General features: G+C 48.9%; 18 protein-coding genes. 13 read left to right on the top strand and 5 right to left on the bottom strand.

Features of this window, described 5'->3' with window-relative positions; all coding sequences use genetic code 11:
• Positions 1 to 56 precede the first annotated feature (56 nt).
• Entirely contained in the window at positions 57 to 545 is a 489-nt protein-coding gene (larC2, locus tag NR121_RS08865; RefSeq protein ID WP_054817460.1) for a nickel pincer cofactor biosynthesis protein LarC2, read from the top strand.
• Positions 546 to 672: 127 nt separating this feature from the next.
• Here larC2 and larC read toward each other — a convergent pair whose 3' ends face one another.
• Both larC and larB read right to left on the bottom strand, forming a co-directional pair.
• Positions 673 to 1,659 (bottom strand): nickel pincer cofactor biosynthesis protein LarC, encoded by a 987-nt coding sequence (gene larC, locus NR121_RS08860; protein WP_082660841.1) that lies wholly within the window; start codon positions 1,657 to 1,659, stop codon positions 673 to 675.
• On the bottom strand, positions 1,656 to 2,459 hold the full coding sequence (larB, locus tag NR121_RS08855; RefSeq protein WP_062409514.1) for a nickel pincer cofactor biosynthesis protein LarB: 804 nt from the start codon (positions 2,457 to 2,459) through the stop codon (positions 1,656 to 1,658). The genes larC and larB overlap by 4 nt, the downstream gene beginning before the upstream one ends.
• A 180-nt stretch (positions 2,460 to 2,639) precedes the next feature.
• On the opposite strand from larB, the gene lipA reads away from it, so the two are divergent.
• Positions 2,640 to 3,515, top strand: coding sequence for a lipoyl synthase (gene lipA, locus NR121_RS08850; RefSeq protein ID WP_256831084.1), 876 nt, complete (start codon positions 2,640 to 2,642; stop codon positions 3,513 to 3,515).
• 43 nt (positions 3,516 to 3,558) lie between these two features.
• The gene (locus NR121_RS08845) at positions 3,559 to 4,230 is read left to right on the top strand and encodes a YutD family protein (protein WP_235594145.1); all 672 of its coding nucleotides are present in this window, start codon (positions 3,559 to 3,561) and stop codon (positions 4,228 to 4,230) included.
• A 73-nt stretch (positions 4,231 to 4,303) separates the two neighbouring features.
• On the opposite strand, the gene NR121_RS08840 is transcribed toward NR121_RS08845, so the two are convergent.
• Positions 4,304 to 5,185 carry a M15 family metallopeptidase gene (locus NR121_RS08840; RefSeq protein WP_256831083.1) on the bottom strand — a complete coding sequence of 294 codons (882 nt, stop codon included), beginning with the start codon at positions 5,183 to 5,185 and terminating at the stop codon, positions 4,304 to 4,306.
• Between the two features lie 259 nt (positions 5,186 to 5,444).
• Between NR121_RS08840 and nfsA the strand changes: the two genes are divergently transcribed.
• The 9 genes from nfsA (at position 5,445) to NR121_RS08795 (ending at position 13,999) form a co-directional block, all read left to right on the top strand.
• Complete coding sequence (gene nfsA, locus NR121_RS08835; RefSeq protein WP_375162519.1) at positions 5,445 to 6,293, top strand: oxygen-insensitive NADPH nitroreductase; 849 nt, start codon at positions 5,445 to 5,447, stop codon at positions 6,291 to 6,293.
• Between the two features lie 94 nt (positions 6,294 to 6,387).
• Positions 6,388 to 6,882, top strand: a complete 495-nt coding sequence (queF, locus tag NR121_RS08830) for a preQ(1) synthase (protein ID WP_054819240.1) — start codon at positions 6,388 to 6,390, stop codon at positions 6,880 to 6,882.
• A 256-nt stretch (positions 6,883 to 7,138) separates the two neighbouring features.
• On the top strand, positions 7,139 to 7,906 hold the full coding sequence (locus NR121_RS08825; RefSeq protein ID WP_074729373.1) for a GntR family transcriptional regulator: 768 nt from the start codon (positions 7,139 to 7,141) through the stop codon (positions 7,904 to 7,906).
• Positions 7,907 to 8,167: 261 nt separating this feature from the next.
• Positions 8,168 to 8,992, top strand: coding sequence for an ABC transporter ATP-binding protein (locus NR121_RS08820; RefSeq protein ID WP_062409511.1), 825 nt, complete (start codon positions 8,168 to 8,170; stop codon positions 8,990 to 8,992).
• A complete protein-coding gene (locus tag NR121_RS08815; RefSeq protein ID WP_062409510.1) occupies positions 8,992 to 9,846 on the top strand; it encodes an ABC transporter permease in 855 nt (284 codons plus the stop codon). Before NR121_RS08820 ends, NR121_RS08815 begins: the two co-directional genes overlap by 1 nt.
• Before the next feature lie 28 nt (positions 9,847 to 9,874).
• A complete protein-coding gene (locus NR121_RS08810; protein WP_256831082.1) occupies positions 9,875 to 10,912 on the top strand; it encodes an ABC transporter substrate-binding protein in 1,038 nt (345 codons plus the stop codon).
• A gap of 84 nt (positions 10,913 to 10,996) precedes the next feature.
• A complete protein-coding gene (locus tag NR121_RS08805) occupies positions 10,997 to 11,890 on the top strand; it encodes a carbon-nitrogen hydrolase family protein (protein ID WP_375162518.1) in 894 nt (297 codons plus the stop codon).
• On the top strand, positions 11,883 to 13,256 hold the full coding sequence (locus tag NR121_RS08800; RefSeq protein WP_217634725.1) for an amidase: 1,374 nt from the start codon (positions 11,883 to 11,885) through the stop codon (positions 13,254 to 13,256). The genes NR121_RS08805 and NR121_RS08800 overlap by 8 nt, the downstream gene beginning before the upstream one ends.
• Positions 13,253 to 13,999, top strand: a complete 747-nt coding sequence (locus NR121_RS08795) for a sulfite exporter TauE/SafE family protein (protein WP_256846813.1) — start codon at positions 13,253 to 13,255, stop codon at positions 13,997 to 13,999. The genes NR121_RS08800 and NR121_RS08795 overlap by 4 nt, the downstream gene beginning before the upstream one ends.
• A 73-nt stretch (positions 14,000 to 14,072) precedes the next feature.
• Here NR121_RS08795 and NR121_RS08790 read toward each other — a convergent pair whose 3' ends face one another.
• Positions 14,073 to 14,924 carry a polysaccharide deacetylase family protein gene (locus NR121_RS08790; protein WP_062409506.1) on the bottom strand — a complete coding sequence of 284 codons (852 nt, stop codon included), beginning with the start codon at positions 14,922 to 14,924 and terminating at the stop codon, positions 14,073 to 14,075.
• 113 nt (positions 14,925 to 15,037) lie between these two features.
• Positions 15,038 to 15,511: a ribonuclease H-like YkuK family protein gene (locus NR121_RS08785; RefSeq protein WP_054819231.1), complete on the bottom strand. Its 474-nt coding sequence runs from the start codon at positions 15,509 to 15,511 to the stop codon at positions 15,038 to 15,040.
• A 610-nt stretch (positions 15,512 to 16,121) separates the two neighbouring features.
• Here NR121_RS08785 and NR121_RS08780 point away from each other — a divergent pair.
• Positions 16,122 to 17,012, top strand: coding sequence for a metal-dependent hydrolase (locus NR121_RS08780; RefSeq protein WP_062409505.1), 891 nt, complete (start codon positions 16,122 to 16,124; stop codon positions 17,010 to 17,012).
• The last annotated feature ends 23 nt before the right edge of the window (positions 17,013 to 17,035 follow it).

The following is a 17,035-nucleotide window of genomic DNA, read 5'->3' as shown; positions in this document are numbered from 1 at the left end:
ATAACGGCTTTTTATCCCATGCCAAGTTTGATATGATGCTTCTGGAGGGATGCTGTATGGCGTTTGAACACCGTGAGGAGCATCTGGATGAACGGATGCTGATTTTGCAGGCGAATATCGATGATATGAACCCTGAATACTGCTCATACATTACGGATTTGCTGTTTGAACAGGGGGCGAACGATGTCTATTGGATTCCGATCATTATGAAAAAGGGCCGTCCCGGCGTCATGCTCAATGTGCTTACGGACGAATCGCAAGCGGAAAAGATGGAAACCGTCATTTTTCGCGAAACGACGACGCTGGGGCTTCGTTACGTGAGAGCATCCGTCCATCGTCTGGGGAGGACGTTTCATGCGGTAGATACCCCATGGGGCATAATTCACGTTAAGGCAGGATTTCATCAGGGAGAGCTCGTGCAATTCGCACCGGAATTCAAAGAGTGTGAGCACGCGGCGAAGACGTACGGCATACCGCTGAAAACGGTGTACGACGAGGTGCGCAGAAGGTTTATGGAAAGAACGGGGGAAGAGGGAAAAGCATAAAAAAGCCCCCGTTACAAATGCCGCGCGTAACAGAGGCGGGAGCAGCAAGAAAAGCTTCGGCTTGCAGCCTATTTAATGAAGGTTTTAGATGAGGCTTTTCTTGAAAATATCGGGATCGTGAACCTCTTTAGCCGTGGTTGCACGCGGATTCGTGCCGCGGCTCCTGGCACAGGCCTTCTTCGTGGTTCTGGTGCCCATGGTGATGCGTGTGTTCATGATGTTGATGGCCATGTCCATGGCGATCGTGACTATGGGTATGGTGATCGTGGTTATGCCCATGGTCATGATGGTGATGGTGATGATGGTCCTCATCGTGATGGCTGTGATGATGGGCATGTTCATGGTGAATTTCTTCGTGATGAATGCGCCATTTGTTCGCATACGGGTCGGCGTCTCCTACGATAGCCCGCAGAACATTGGGCTGTTCCGGCAGATCCCGTGTGCCTGCGCCATAGCCGATGGCTTCCACGATCATGGGAGGCAGACCTTTGGCGAATTCGTCCACCAGGCCGGATACAATCCCTGCTCCGGTCGGAGTCGTCATTTCCAGCGCAATCGAGGTATGGGCAATAGGCAGTCCTCTCATCATTTCAAGCGTCGCCGGAGCAGGTACCGGATAAATGCCGTGGTCGCAGTGCACCGTGCCTGAACCCAGCGGAACGGCGGAGGAAACGATTTTCTCAATATTCAACGAATCGATAGCCAATGCCACCCCGATGACGTCAACGATGGAATCGATCGCGCCGACTTCATGAAAGTGTACTTTTTCAATGGGGATATTATGGATCTTGGCTTCGGCTATGCCGATTTTTTCAAAGATGGACAGACTCAGCTTGACCACGCGTTCGTTGAAGCCTGACCGATGGATCAGCTCCACAATCTCCGAATAATGGCGATGATGCTTCGGAGGGGTGTTCGGATCCGGCAGAACATCCAGCTTCAGTGCGGAGATCCCCCGTTTATTTACACGCTTCCATTCCAGCGTGAAGGGCTCGATCTTGATTTTGCGGAGTTCCTCTTCTATGTAATGGCGATCGGCCCCCGCATCCACCAGCGCCCCGAGCGTCATGTCCCCGCTAATACCGGAGAAGCAGTCCAAATACAAAAGTTTCATTCTTTATCCCTCTTTACCCGGTTGTAATGGATTAATGAAGCGTTATAACCGCCGCCGAAACCGTTATCGATATTGACGACGGAGATGCCTGGCGCACAGGCGTTCAGCATGGACAGCAGCGCGGCCATGCCCTGAAAGCTTGCGCCGTAGCCGATGCTTGTCGGGACCGCAATGATCGGAACCGCAACGAGACCGCCGACCACGCTGGCAAGAGCGCCTTCCATGCCGGCGACGACCACAACGGCGCTGGCGCCGCGGATCAGCGGCAGCCGGCGGAACAACCGGTGGATGCCGGCCACGCCGACATCGTACACACGCTCAACGCGGCAGCCCATGCATTCGGCGGTGACGGCGGCTTCTTCGGCGACGGGCACGTCCGATGTACCCGCGCACACGACGGCGATGTATCCGTCTTCCTCATTTGTCCGGGCATCTCTAGACCGCCAGGAAATCGCCCGGGCATCGGCGTGATAGGCCGCGGCGGGTATGCGTTCCAGAACATATGCGGCCTTCTCCCCGCTGACCCGCGTCGCAAGCACGCGGTCCGTATGTGCCATGAGCCGTTCGAAGATCGCGGTAATCTGCTCCGCGGATTTTCCCTCGCCAAAAATAACTTCGGGAAAGCCGGTTCTTGCCTCTCTCTTAAGGTCAAGCTGCGCATACCCGAGGGAATCGTCCACAGGAAGGGCTTCAGTCCAGATTCCCCGACCTTCCCCCGCTTCCTCCAATAGACGTTTAGCATCGGCAATATCGAGATCTCCCGACGCTACAAGCTTCAAAATCTGATCTGTATTCATCATGTCGGAAAAGACTATCCTCCCAAATTCAACCCTTTTCCTAGTGTACCATATTTCCTGCGGAATGTAATTCGAAGCGCAGTTGATCCGACCGTACGATTATTTTTCCTTCTGCGTTAAATTCCGGTTTGTGGTATACTTTCCTTGAAGATATTTATTTTCTGAAGAAAGCGGGGAAGCTCTATGGCGACTCGACAAATAGAACGTAAACCCGATTGGCTGAAGATCAAGCTGGCTACCGGTGACAATTACAAGGAATTAAAAAATATGATGCGCGGGAAAACATTGCATACGGTGTGCGAAGAGGCGAAGTGTCCGAACATTCACGAATGCTGGGCGAACCGGACCGCTACCTTCATGATTCTTGGAGACATATGCACACGGGCCTGCCGGTTCTGTGCGGTAACGTCGGGTTTGCCGACGGAACTTGACCTTCAGGAGCCCGAGCGTGTGGCCGAAGCCGCCGAACAGATGGGACTCAGCCATGTGGTGGTCACATCCGTGGCACGGGACGATTTGAAGGACGGGGGGGCATCGATTTTTGCCGCTACGATCCGCGCATTGCGCGAACGCTTGCCGCTCGCCAGTGTGGAAGTGCTGATCCCCGATTTTCAAGGAAACGAAGAAGCGCTCCGCACGGTGCTCGAAGCCGGACCGAATATACTGAACCATAATGTGGAAACGGTGGAGCGTCTTTCCGACAGGGTGCGGGCCAAGGCCAAATACCGCCGTTCGATCGAGCTTCTGGAGCGCTCGAAGCGAATCGCTCCAAACATTCCAACCAAATCGAGCATCATGCTGGGTGTAGGTGAAGAATGGGACGAGATTTTGCAAACGATGGATGATTTGCGGGCGGTGGACTGCAACATTATGACGATTGGCCAATATCTGCAGCCCAGCGTGAATCATTTGCCGATCATGCAATATTATACGCCCGAGCAGTTCGCCGAGCTGAAGGAAGAAGGGATGAAGCGCGGCTTTAGCCATGTGGAATCGGGTCCGCTCGTGCGCAGTTCATATCATGCGCACGATCAAGTGAAATCGGCGCAGCGGTCGTAAGAGCTTGACGCGGCAGTCGTAAGATCGTGAGGAGGCATAGAACGTGATTCATATATCGGGCAAAACATATGAAGTGATTGTCGATCACAAGAATGGCTGGCGTTTTGAGGCGTTCCGGGACCGGTACAGCGAAGTGCTGGAACGTTACGATTATATTGTCGGGGATTGGGGCTATAATCAGCTTCGTCTCCGCGGTTTTTTTAAGGATAATCATCCGAAGGGCAGCAAAGATACGATTATCTCGACACTGCCCGACTATTTGAATGAGTACTGCAACTTCGGCTGCGCTTATTTTATTCTCGAAAAAGTCGGAAACAAGCAGCCTCAAGGCCATCCCGGCGAATCGGTTCCGGAAAGCGGAATTTGGCAGGACGGAGAGCCGGAGAAATCCAAAGAATCCGAGACGGATGAGCATAAGCAGCGGGATCAGGAACAGCGGCCGGCCGGACAAGCCCTGTCACAAATGAAATCCCCGTCCGAGGTTCAGCCGTGGGATGCAAGCCGCCGGAATAACCAGCCTCCGAATGGCAAAGGACAGCATCCGCGGAGCTCCAAGTCCGGAACGTCTTCGCGGCACTTCGAAGGCAAGCAAGGAGGAGCCCCCCGCGGGCAATACCAAGCAAACCAGGCCCAGCCTGCACAACAGCAAGCGGATTTCGGCTCAAAGCCGGTGCATAAGCAGGGGAAAGGGTACAAGTCCAATCAACAGCAATAAGCCAAAACAGAATCTTCCCGCGTGGAAGCATAAGCAAAGTCCCGCCCTCCGTATAGGGGAGAGCGGGACTTCTTTATTTCGGATTGGAGACCGGGACCCCGCCGTGGGTGTATTCCTCCAGCGTGATGCCCTGCTTGGCGATTTCTTTGGCGGCATTCTTCCCGACATACCGCAGGTGCCATGGCTCATACTGATAGCCGGTAATCGATTCCTTGCCTTTCGGATAACGAATAATGAAGCCGTATTCCGGTGCATGCTCGGCCAGCCATTTGGCTTCCTTCGTATCCCCAAAGCAGTCCTGCGCCGGGCATTTGCCGCTGCTTCCGGTGACGTCGATCGCAAGTCCGGTTTCGTGCTCGCTGTGTCCCGGCTTGGCGCTGTACTTATTCGCGGCCGCTTCTCCATCGCGCTTGACGTAGTTGTTATAAAGCGTTTTTTGTGTCGCATGGGAGCGGTAGCCCGAAACCCCGGCCAGCGGGAGGCCGTCCTTCTTGGCAGCATCGAATAAGTCCTCAAGCGCCGAGGCGGCTTCTTTCCGGAGCATGCGTTTCTCCGATTTTTCTTTAAAGATGAAAGGCACGTTCGGTTCGACCAGATCTTTCGGATTATAATTTTCCGGCAGTTTGTTCGTTTTATTGACAAGAACAGCGACGTCTTCCGGATTCGCAATGACCCGGATCGAAGAATCATCCCCCTTACCTGACGGCGGGAGGTTTGCCGGCGGTTTCGTCGGTTCCTTCGCAGCGTCCCCGGTTTCCGAAGATCCTCCTTGCTTTACTGTATCATCCGGTTGGGAAGGTGCCGCGGCGGGGGGATCGCCAGGGTTTTGGGCAGCGGGAGCACCGCCGGTTTCTCCTTGTTCGACTTCGACTGAAGAAGGGTTTCCGCAGCCGGAAGCGGTAAAAGCGATACAAGTCAGCAGCAGAGCGGCAGCGGCGGTTAGACGTAAATTCAATAGAAACAAATCCTTTCTCACATTGGCATATCTGAGTTGGCATGCGTCCAGTTCTATATGGTTTGACGATAAGAAACCGGGAAAAGTTGCATTTTTTGCAGGACAGGCCGTCCCGCGGATGATCAACGACCGTAATCTGCATGCTAAATGACGGGTGCTTTTTGATTCATCATTGTTCATTGTATCGCTCTTATCCGTCAAATGCCATCCTAAAAATTTGCAGTACGCTTGTCAGTATCGTAAAGTGGTAATGGAGGATATGATTGAGCTGTGGCGGCAGCCTGAGCGGGAGTTTCGGTATGCCGCGCCGTTAAACGATCGCAGCAAAGGAGAGGGAATGTCCATGAATGAAGCCATTCATAAACTGATGAATCACCGGTCCATACGCAAATTTAAACAGGAGCCTGTCACCAAGGAACAGCTGGTGACGATTATCCGTGCGGCCCAGATGGCCTCCACATCCAGCAATATGCAGGCGTATAGTGTGATTCAAATCAATGACCGGGATAAAAGAAGCCGGCTGGCCGCACTTGCGGGGAATCAAGCCTATGTCGAGGAATGCCCCGTATTTTTGGTTTGGTGCGCAGACTTGTACCGGCTCAAAACCGCCTGCGGGTTTGCCGAGGGAGAAGGGTATATCGGTACCACGGAAAATCTGGTTGTCGCCATAACAGACACAGCCCTGGCTGCCCAGAACGCCGTCGTGGCCGCGGAATCCATGGGGCTCGGAGCCGTCTATATTGGAGGAATCCGCAACCAGATCAAGGAGGTATCCGCTTTGCTGAAGCTGCCGGAATATGTGATTCCGGTGTACGGCATGTGTCTCGGCTACCCGGACCAATCCCCTTCGATCAGGCCGAGGCTGCCTTATGAGGCGGTTTTGCATGAGGATGTATACTCGGCGGAGAATTATGAAAATCTGATTCAAGCCTACGATGAGACAATGAAGCAATATATGCTGGATCGAACAAACGGCACTAAAGATACGAATTGGACGCAGGCCATGCAAGTCAAACTGGGTACGCCGTCCCGATTGCATATGAAGGAATTCATCAGCTCGCAGCGGTTTTGGGATCACGACTGGAAAGCTCCCGATTCCAAAGCGTAATGCGGCTCTGGCTTGTTCTCCAACCCCCGCTTACTTTCTTTCTGCAAATCCGTTATAATAATAGATCAGCAAGCTTGAAAGGAGCTACAGCCCTATGGCAGGAAGAAAAGAGGACGAACTGGAGCTGACGCTGCTCGGCAGCCAGCAAACCCGATACCCGATGACTTATGCGCCCGAGATGCTCGAATCGTTCGATAACAAGCATCCGTACCGCGACTATTTTGTAAAATTCAATTGTCCCGAATTCACGAGCCTTTGTCCGATTACAGGGCAGCCGGATTTCGCGACCATCTATATCAGTTATATTCCGGACCGCAAGATGGTAGAGAGCAAATCGCTCAAGCTGTACCTGTTCAGCTTCCGCAATCACGGCGATTTTCATGAGGACTGCGTGAACATCATCATGAACGACCTGATCAAGCTGATGGATCCCAAGTATATCGAAGTTTGGGGCAAGTTCACTCCGCGCGGAGGAATCTCCATCGATCCGTACTGCAATTACGGCCGGCCGGGAACGAAGTATGAGCAAATGGCGGAGCACCGCTTGCTGAATCATGACCTGTATCCGGAAAAGGTAGACAACCGTTGACCGGTAAGAGACTCCGGGTTTACATGGTTTTGGAGACTCCCGGCAATAAAATGAACCGTGAGCCCGTTGGAAGCGGGTATCACGGTTTTTGTTTGCTGTCATATTTCCGTGTGCTGCGATGTTCCGCTTAAGGTCGGCTTCATTATCAAAAATTCTTTATCCCGCAAGGGTTTTAAGGCACTTTTGTTGAATTTATCTGCAGAAAAACATTGGAATACGGCAAAACTCCATTAAGTAAACAAAAGAGGGATGACGGATGATTCATCAACATAATAGACTGCCGCTTTATATACAATTAAAAGAATGGATTATTACCCAGATTGAAACGAAAAAATTTAAAAGCGGCGAGAAAATTCCGACGGAGCATCGGCTTTCGGAAATGCATGAAATTAGCCGCCCGACCGTCAGACAAGCGCTTGCCGAACTGGTACAAGAGGGTTATTTGGAAAAAAGGAGGGGGTTGGGAACCTACGTTGCCCGCCCGATGTTTACGGGAAAAGCGTCCATATTGCGCACATTCGGCGAGGATATGGAAATGATCGGACTAAACCATAGCGCAAAGATGATTTCCAAAAAGCAATATAACGCCTCCGTTCCATTGGCAAATGAATTGAATATAGAGCCGGACAGTCCGGTATTTGAAATCGTTCGTTTAAGATTGGCAAATGGAACACCTCTGGCCATTCGAACCTCCATTATCCCCAAAGCGTTTGATCCCGAATTAATGAATAAGGACCTGGAGAATTATGGGTTGTATGAAATGCTGGCTAAATCGAATCACTTCCCCAGCTACTCCAAGCAAAAATTCCAAGCTGTTGCGGCTACGAAAGAAGAAGCGGAACTTCTGCTCGTCAAAGCTGGAACGCCGTTGATGCTGTGGAAAGGGGTGGTATACACAACAAATAATCAGCCGATAGAAAAGGTGAAGATTGTCTACCTTGGCTCACATTTTAGCTTTGAAATCGATCAAATACGGCTTGAATCGAATGTTCATTTTACGAATATACCGGCGAATAACGAATAAGATACATTTCTCGGATTATTATGTTAATAAATATAACATAAATATACGATAATAAGTTTAAATTAATAATTTATGTCATTATTTATTACAAATATGTTTACAAAAAATGCAATTGATATTATAATTAGGGCATATATAAACGGTGTTTCAAGTATTATGTATCATTATGTGTAATAAAAATTAACAAAAATATGCTGAACCATCCATTATTTTTTTAGTGATAGTTGTAAAGACAACTTAACAACTTGGAGGGGAAGATCAATGGTCCTGAATTTTGTTGAGAGCCGGAATGAGAATGTAAAAACGAAAAGCGCCATTGCATTACAAGGAGTCAAGAAATGGTTTTATGATCAAGAGGGAAATATGGTTCAGGTAATCAAAGATATCACGCTTGAGATTAAGGATAAGGAATTTATCAGCATTGTTGGACCGAGCGGCTGCGGGAAAAGTACGATGTTTAACATCATTGCCGGTTTGCTCGAACCTTCGGAAGGCCAGGTCAGTGTTCACGGACATGATGTTTCATCATCCACGGGGCATGTCGGCTATATGATGCAAAAAGATTTGTTGTTTCCTTGGCGAACAGTAATCGAAAACGTAAGTCTTGGACTTGAAGTGAAAGGAAGATCCAGAAAGGAACGGGAAGAGTTAGCTTTGGAATATTTGGCCAAATACGGTTTAGCCGATTTTGCACACGCCTACCCTGCCACACTCTCTGGCGGAATGAAACAAAGAGTGGCATTAATCCGGACGCTCGTCATCAACCCCGACATTATTTTGTTGGATGAACCCTTTTCCGCATTAGATTATCAGACGCGGCTTGTGCTTGAGGAAGAAATCTTAACGATTCTGAGGGATTATGATAAAACCGTTGTTTTAATTACTCATGATATTGGTGAAGCCATCGCGATGTCTGACCGGGTAGCCGTTATGAGCCAACGCCCCACCTTTGTAAAAAAAGTATATGATGTAGGACTTGCCCAGGAGTACGGTTCGGCCATGAAGGCAAGGACAGATCCGCGTTATAATTCGTATTTTGACCAAATATGGGCTGATTTGGATATTCAAATAGGGAGGGAATCTTGATGGCCACACTGGAAACGGGAGTAAAAAAGGAAAGCATTTCAACAGTGTATGTAAAACCAAAAGAAAAAAAGAAAACACGCAGCCCTTTTCTGATTCTCAATTTTTATCGCATACTCATTATACTGGCCATCGTAGGATTATGGGAGCTTGCCGTTCGGTTCCAATTCGTCAATGCTTTCTTAATGGGTTCTCCGCAAGGCATATGGAGCGAAGCTATTCGACTCATCCAATCGGGGCAGCTGTTCACGGATACGATAGCCACTTTGTACGGGACGATTACGGGTTTTATTATCGGGAGCTTATTAGGTTCTGGCGTAGGGCTTCTACTATGGTATTCCGAGAGGGCTGCCAAAGTTATTGATCCGTTTGTTGTAGCGTTGAATGGCCTGCCCAAAATCGCGCTTGCCCCCATGATTATCATTTGGTTCGGCTCGGGCATCTTTTCAAAAATGGCATTGGCGACCATTGCCACCTTCATTGTTGCGCTTCTATCGGCGTACCAAGGTACCCATCAAATCGATTCCAGTCTCATTCATTTAATGAAATCGCTGGGCGCCACGAAGGGGCAAATATTCCGGAAAGTGGTCATTCCATCGACACTGCCATGGATAATTTCCGCATTTCGTTTGAATATCGGCTTTGCTTTGATTTCTGTTATCGGGGGTGAATTTATTTCATCGGATAAGGGGCTGGGCAGAATGATTTTTGTTGCCGGGAACCTCTTCAATTTGAATGTGGTATGGGTTGGGGTTTTGACGCTGATGCTTGTAGCGATCCTGCTGTATGCCATCGTGACGAAGCTGCAATCCAAATTGCTTCCATGGGAACAAGCTGAATTAGAAAAGACAAAATAACTTTCAACTGTGCGGGAGGAACCATACCATGAAAAAAACGTTTTTAATTCTTATCCTTTCGATTCTTGTGGCCGCTCTTGGAGCCTGTTCATCCGGAAATTCGGCTTCTCCTGCACCATCGACGAATGCGGCGGAAGCACCGGATCCGGCGAAATCCGATGCCAACAAGGAAATGGATACAGTGCTTGTGACAGAAGCGTTTCACACGCTCCTTTACTTGCCGCTGTACGTTGCGAACAAAGAGGGATTATTTGAAAATAATCATATCAAAATTTCGAATATCCGTTCTGCCGGTACAGGACCGACCGCCCTGGCCTCTGTTTTAGCCGGTGAAGCCCAATTTTCCGTACATGGACCGGAGCATGTCGGGTTTGCAAAGGAAAAGGGCGGTCATGCCAAGGCGGTAAGTGCCGTTGCCAATAGTGCTCCTGTATGGATTCTTGCCAATAAAAATGTAGCGTTTAATTCTCCTGAAGACTTGCGGGGAAAGCGGATTGTCGTCGGTTTGGCGCCCGGAACCTCCAATACATTGCTGAAACGGCTGTTACGCGATCATGGTCTTGATTTTACAAAGGATGTAACGGTGACGGAAGTGCAAAATGGCTCTGAGCTAGGGCCTGTCCTGGCAGGGCAGGCGGATATCGCTGTTGCTTATCAGCCGCAGGTTGAACAAGGTTTATCTCAAGGACTTCAATTAATTTATAACTTTACAGAAAAATATCCCGAGTATGCCTTCTCCACATTTAATACGTCCATTCAGTTAATGGAAAAAAATCCCGACTTGGTCAAACGCTTTGTGAAGTCGATGGATGAGTCGCTGAAATTCATTCACCAAAACCCCGAAATTGCAAAAAAAGTGGCACGGGCAGAATTTCCCGAATTAGATGGCGAAGTAGTAGACAATGCTGTACAGCGTATGATCGACAGCAATGTGTATCCGCCGAACGCCAACATCACGGAAGAGGCCTTTAAAGTTGCCATCGATATGCAGAAATTTGTGGGCAACATCAAGACGGATATGAAGTATGAAGATATTGTGGATGCCAGTTTTATCCCGAATGAATAGACAGGAGAATGAAACCCTATGACTCTTCAAGTGGCAGGATTGCAGATTGGACCGTACCGGGACGGTGATGCGTACAATCATCGAATGGAGCGGTTGTCCGCTCTATTCGACCAGGCCTTGCAGGAAGACAGGAAACCCGATCTGATTGTATTTCCTGAACTTATGACCGTTCCTTATTTTTGTACAACAGGCAGTGAAACGTTCTTTGAGCTGGCGGAGCCGGCGGATGGTCCAACCTTCTCCTATTTTTCCAAAAAAGCAAAAGAAAATAATGTTCATATTATCGCTACCATTTTTGAAAAAGCACAAGAGAAAGATGGAACGCGTTATTTTAACACGGCCATCGTCATTTCAAATCATGGCGAATTGCAAGGATATTATCGGAAAACGCATATTCCGAAGCTAACCCTTCCCACCTTAACGACGGACGAAACCTATTATTTTAATAGGGGCACTCATTTCCCGGTGTTTGATGTGAATGGCTATAAAGTGGGAATATTAATTTGTTTCGACCGCTCATTTCCGGAAGCCGCCAGGGCGCTTGCTTTACAGGGGGCAGATTTGATTGTAATACCCACCGCGGCTTCCGGAGACGACAGAAAGAAAGCATGGCTTGCCGAATGTCAGTCCAGAGCCAGAGAAAACGGGGTTTTTGTACTAGGCATTAATCGCGCAGGAGAGGAGCGCGCTGCAAATGTCGGCCGTTCCGGATTGAAGTTCTTTGGCTTAACTTGTGCATTTGACCCCATGGGTAATTCTTTAAGCGATGGTCTTGACGAAAATCCTTGGCAAATCATGTCTGTAACGTTGGATCCTAATCTTATACGCGAGACCAGAGAGCGGTTGAACCTGTTAAACCATCTTCAAGTCGATGTATATCATGCTTATTCAAAGGAAGTCCAAAAAGTCAGAAGCTTTCCAATCGAAAGAGAAATTACCCCTCTTTTTGGGCCCAAAGGAGTTGTAGGCATTGATTAAGACACAGCTGCAGCATTTAACGATTGCCAGTACGAATCAAATGTTAAAAAAAAGGGAAATTTCACCCACTGAATTGATTTCTCTGTTTTTCAAACACATTGAAAAATGGGAACCGCATGTAAAGGCGTGGGTTACCTTTCAGCAGGAAACCGCTATGGAACAGGCAAAAGCTTTAGAAATGAAAATGAAGACAATAGAAGAACTTCCCCCGCTATTTGCCATTCCTTATGGGGCGAAGGATATTATTTATACCAAAGGAATCCGGACGGAAGCCGGCTCCAACGTACTTAAAGGGTTTGTTCCTGAGACTGATGCAACAGTCGTTCATCGGTTGCAAAAGGCAGATGCCGTATTGCTTGGGAAAACAACGACAACGGAATTCGCCAACTGGGGAGGAGCCCCTGAAACCCGAAATCCATGGAATGTAAATCATACCCCGGGTGGATCAAGCTCCGGTTCAGCGGCCGCATTGGCGGCAAATATGGCATTGATGACGTTAGGTACGCAAACTGCGGGATCGTTATCTCGTCCCGCGGCTTACAACGGGCTTACCGTCCTGAAGGCGACGTACGGACGAATAAGCAAAGCGGGTGTGATTCCCGCAAGCTGGAGCCTTGACCATGTTGGCGCTTTGACGAAGACGGTGGAAGATGCAGTTCACGTCTACAATGTGCTGTCAGGCCCTGACCCAGACGATACGGCCACTTGGACTTTGCCTAAGCAAGCATTGAAAGTGCAAACCAATAAGGATTATACGGTCGGAATTGTCGTCGATTCCTATTTTCAGGATGCAGATTCTGAAATGGCGGCGGCGATTGAGAATGCGGTTCATTTGCTGCAATCATTGGGAATCAAAACCGTTCCCGTCCGCCTGCCCAAAAGCTTGGAGGCGGGCAATGCAGCCCACCATATCGTTATGAAATGTGAAACAGCAAGTTATCATGCCGATCAGTATGCTAAAGACCCATCCCGTTTTCATGCCTATTTGCAGCAATTTATTCGTGAAGGATTACAAATTAAAGCAATTGATTACTTAAAGGCCCAACGTATCCGTTCTGTATTTCGCCAGGAGTTATGCGATGTATTCAAAGATGTCGATCTATTGGTCACTCCTGCGACACCGTCGCCGGCTCCCGAAGGAATTAAAGAAACGGGTTCGCCCGCTTATAATTTGCCATTCACCAATGCAGGTGTGCCGACCTTAACGCTGCCGGTTGGATTTTCAAAGGATAAAAACCTCCCTCTAGGCATGCAGCTCATCGCTGCTCCAATGCAGGAACAGAAACTGATTGATGTAGGCCATTTGTTTCAGCTGGAATCGGATTGGCACAAACAATCGCCTGAACTTGTCAATAAAGTCATATGATGATCATTGTGACCATGTTTGTTTTAGGAGTTGTGCTGGGATTTATTGGAGCGGGGGGATCCGGGTTTATTATTGCGGTGCTGGTAACCTTCTTTGACATCCCTATTTACCATGCTCTGGGAACAGCGGCTGCCGTGATGTTTTTAAGTGTTTTGACAGGGAGCTGGAGTCATTTTCGGGAAGGGAATTTGATCCTGAAACAAGGTCTTTTTATTGGCTTTTTCGGATCCGTCGGCTCTTATGTGGGTACTCGCATGACCAAAATCATTGACCCGGAAATATTAATGTATTTCACGGTAACCGCATTGGTTTTATCGGGGTTAATGATATGGTTAAAAACAAGGTTGAATTTGGAGCATTCTGCCGCGGAAGAGGTACAATTATATCCATTAAGATCGTCCATCATCGGTTTGGGAAACGGAATGATTTCGGGAACGTTTGGCATAGGGGCAGCTCCTTTTATTCAACTTTCCCTCCTGAAATGGCTTGGCTATCCAATGTTTGCGGCTGCCGGCACAACCATGCTGGTGTTAATACCCATTTCATTAGCGGCCTCTCTGGGATTTATGCAAAATGGATTCTTCGATTCATCATTATTTTTGAAGGTCGCTCTAGGTACGATAGTGGGTTCATATATCGGTGCAAAGCTGACCAAAAGACTTCCGCGAATTATCCTGCGATACGGCATGGTGGTTACGCCGGTCGTAAGTGCGATGCTTTTATTAATTCATCAATTGGATTAAAAAGAGGATGCCCCTCAGCAGATTTATCTGCTTATGGGACAACCTCTTTTTGCTTAAGATTGATTCATGTATTTTATTTAGGCAGGTGGGTGACCCGCTCGATCCGAAGCATGATTTGTTTGTCGAGCAGCTCCGGCTTGATCTTCGGATTGCCCGCATTGATTCTTGGAATTTCCAGCGGATGGCTGGCACGGGTCGCCATTTCGTTGACGATCGTAAAGGCATAGCGGATTCCGGCTTCGCTAATCCATTGTTGAGCGGTCTTGGAGAAAATTCCGAACGGATACGCATAGGCGTTTACTGTACGGCTGCCGCCATACAGCTCGTTCAGCTTCTGAACGCAAGCCTGGCTGTCGCTCTGTATTCGCTCATTGTATTGTTCCTCCGTCTCACCGTCGAGTCTGCCGGTCAGTGCGGCAAGGTTGTCCTTTTTATAATGGAGGTTGTCAGAATGGCATTGAAAATCGAACATGTCCTTGCGATAACTCAGCATTTCCCGAATCTGCTCTCTGGAAAGCGTTGGAATCATGGGAGCCGTCGGATCGTCCAAATCCGCAGTAATAATGAAATTTACGGCCGGGATATCCAGCTCTTTCAGGACGGGATAGGCATAGTCGTAGAAGCTTCGGTACCCGTCGTCGAATGTGACAAGCACTGCCTTATCGGGAACCGGAGCGCCCTCGTAAAATTTCTCAAACTCGCTTAATGAGATGAAGCGGTACCCCTTGGATTGAAGAAAGCTTAGCTGGTCGCGAAAAAGCGTGCTGGACACGGTGCTTGAGCTTTGGTCCGTATCATGCACATGGTGGTACATCAGAACGGTGACTTGGTCGCTGTAGCTTTCCGTCAGCTTGGGGCCCCACGTGTCGAATGCGCTGATCAAGACAGCCGCGAGCAGCAGCGCGGCGAATATATTTTTGGTCATGAAGAATCTCCTTCAGAGGGTTGGAAGAAAATAAAGCCTATAGTAAGTTATAGCGATTCTTCGACCGAATATCAAGCGCTCGGACTCATGTTTTTATACTTATTTTAACGTTCTCACTCGGCAAACCGGTCGGCCACTGAACTGGCGCCGAAGGATAACGGCTTGATTCGTGCTTCGTACCCCACGGAGGTGACCCAGCCGCAAATTTCCTGGATCAACACTTTGGTCTCTCCTTTTTGACCGATGTCGATATGGATCTCGAGAGGCCATGCGAGCAGAAGCTCGCCCATGCCGTTCTTATTCAGATGCTCCACCAACTCCAGGCTAAGCTCAGTTTCCCGATAAATCCGCGAGCGCAGGTCGTGAAGCGGCCGGCTGTTCAGCTTGCGGTAGAAGAAACGGGCACCCTTGCCGATCCGATGAATGATCAGTGCGGTAACCAGGGTCGTCGAACGCTTCGTGGTGTGCGAATCGGTACCGATGACCAGCTTGTATTTTGCATCCGGGTCTTCCTTAACGTAAACTTGAAGCTGCGATACCATTTCATCAATGGAAACGGTACCCCATGTCGGGCTGACGAATAACATAAATCCCAACTCCTTAAGGCATATATACGAAGCTTTTATTATTTATTTTACTCTAAAAAGCGGAGAAATAGTTTGTCCTCAGCCAAATTGTGTTTTTGTCGGCGTAATTTTTTTTAAAAATTCTGAAAAATATATGTAAAATAACAATATTTCAGCATATAATATTAATGTAAGCGATTGCAGTCCCGAAGGAGGCTGGAAGCCATGGAGGGGAGATTGCCTGTCGGTTTGCTTATCGGAGTCATGCTCAGTATTCCGCTGTGGCTGTCTATGATCGGATGGATAAGACTAATAGGGTCGCTCTAGTTTTTTTGTCAAAGCTTCGCTTTATTTAACGGATATACCGCAAGGAATAATACCAGAGATTTTCATTTGTTGGATTGTTTGCATGAGACTATCGGTCTTAGGTCAGGGGTTTACGTTTACCTTCACCATTCAAACGTACTGCAGTGAAGACAAAATGGCCGTTCGGCTTTTAAGCCGGGCGGTATTTTTTTGCTTCATCGAGGCTTCATAACGAAATGCCAGGTGCTCTTACAGTTTGTCTCCAAAACCGTACTAAGCTATACTTAAGTAAGTGGATTTTCAATCAAGAGGGAGAGACAGCTGGATGGATACCATTACACATACACTGTTCGGTTTAACGCTTTATGGCGCTGTAGATAAATCCCGCATGACCCGCAGGGAGAAGCAGGCGCTCCTGTTCACGACCGTAACGGGCTCGCAAATTCCCGATATTGATGTGATCTCCGCTTGGTGGGATACGGCGGGGCGCTATCAGATGTGGCATAGGGGATTGACCCACTCGGTCTTTCTGGTGCCGGTTTTTGCGGCCCTGCTTGCGGGAATGGCCCGGCTTGTGTGGAAGGTCAAGGGCTGGAGCTGGTTTGTCATCGGCATGATTGCCGTGTTCATCCACAACACCAGCGATTTGTTCAACGCTTGGGGAACCGGCTATCTGGAGCCGTTTTCGACGGTACGCATTACCTTCGGCACCATTCCGATCGTCGATCTGGTATTCTGGGCGCTCATGCTTGGCGGATGGCTGTGGGTATTTTTTCGCAAAAGGAGCGGGCGGTTGAAGGTACCTTCGCACCGGGTGTACCGTACCGTATGGCTGCTGATTGCGCTGCACGTAGGATTACAGTCTTTCCAGGGCTATACGCTTTATCAGCAGGTGAACCATCAGTACGAACAAGTGGCGCTTGCCGCGGATTTTGTCCCCGGGACGTTTACGGTCATCGGAAAGCACGGCAATACGGTTGAATTGTCCAAAGGAACCGTATGGACAGGCATTCGGCCGGTGACACAACTGAAATCGAATGAAGATGCCGATCTGGAGGCATTGTTTGCCGCTAACCCCAAGGCCAAGACGCTGTACGAGTGGGCACCGTTCGTGGTTGTTGTAGAGGATGACAAGCGTTTGGGCTTGTACGACCCGCGCTTTTACCGCAACGGCCAATCGTTCCTCTTTGAATATATGGACAAGCAGGCGCCGTGATCACTCCTGTCATGCATTATCTA

The organism is Paenibacillus sp. Pae15, from assembly GCF_024519685.1.
Classification (GTDB): Bacteria; Bacillota; Bacilli; order Paenibacillales; family NBRC-103111; genus Paenibacillus_G; species Paenibacillus_G naphthalenovorans.
The sequence above is the reverse complement of the archived record's forward strand: the minus strand, read 5'-3'. Positions and strand labels throughout refer to the sequence as shown.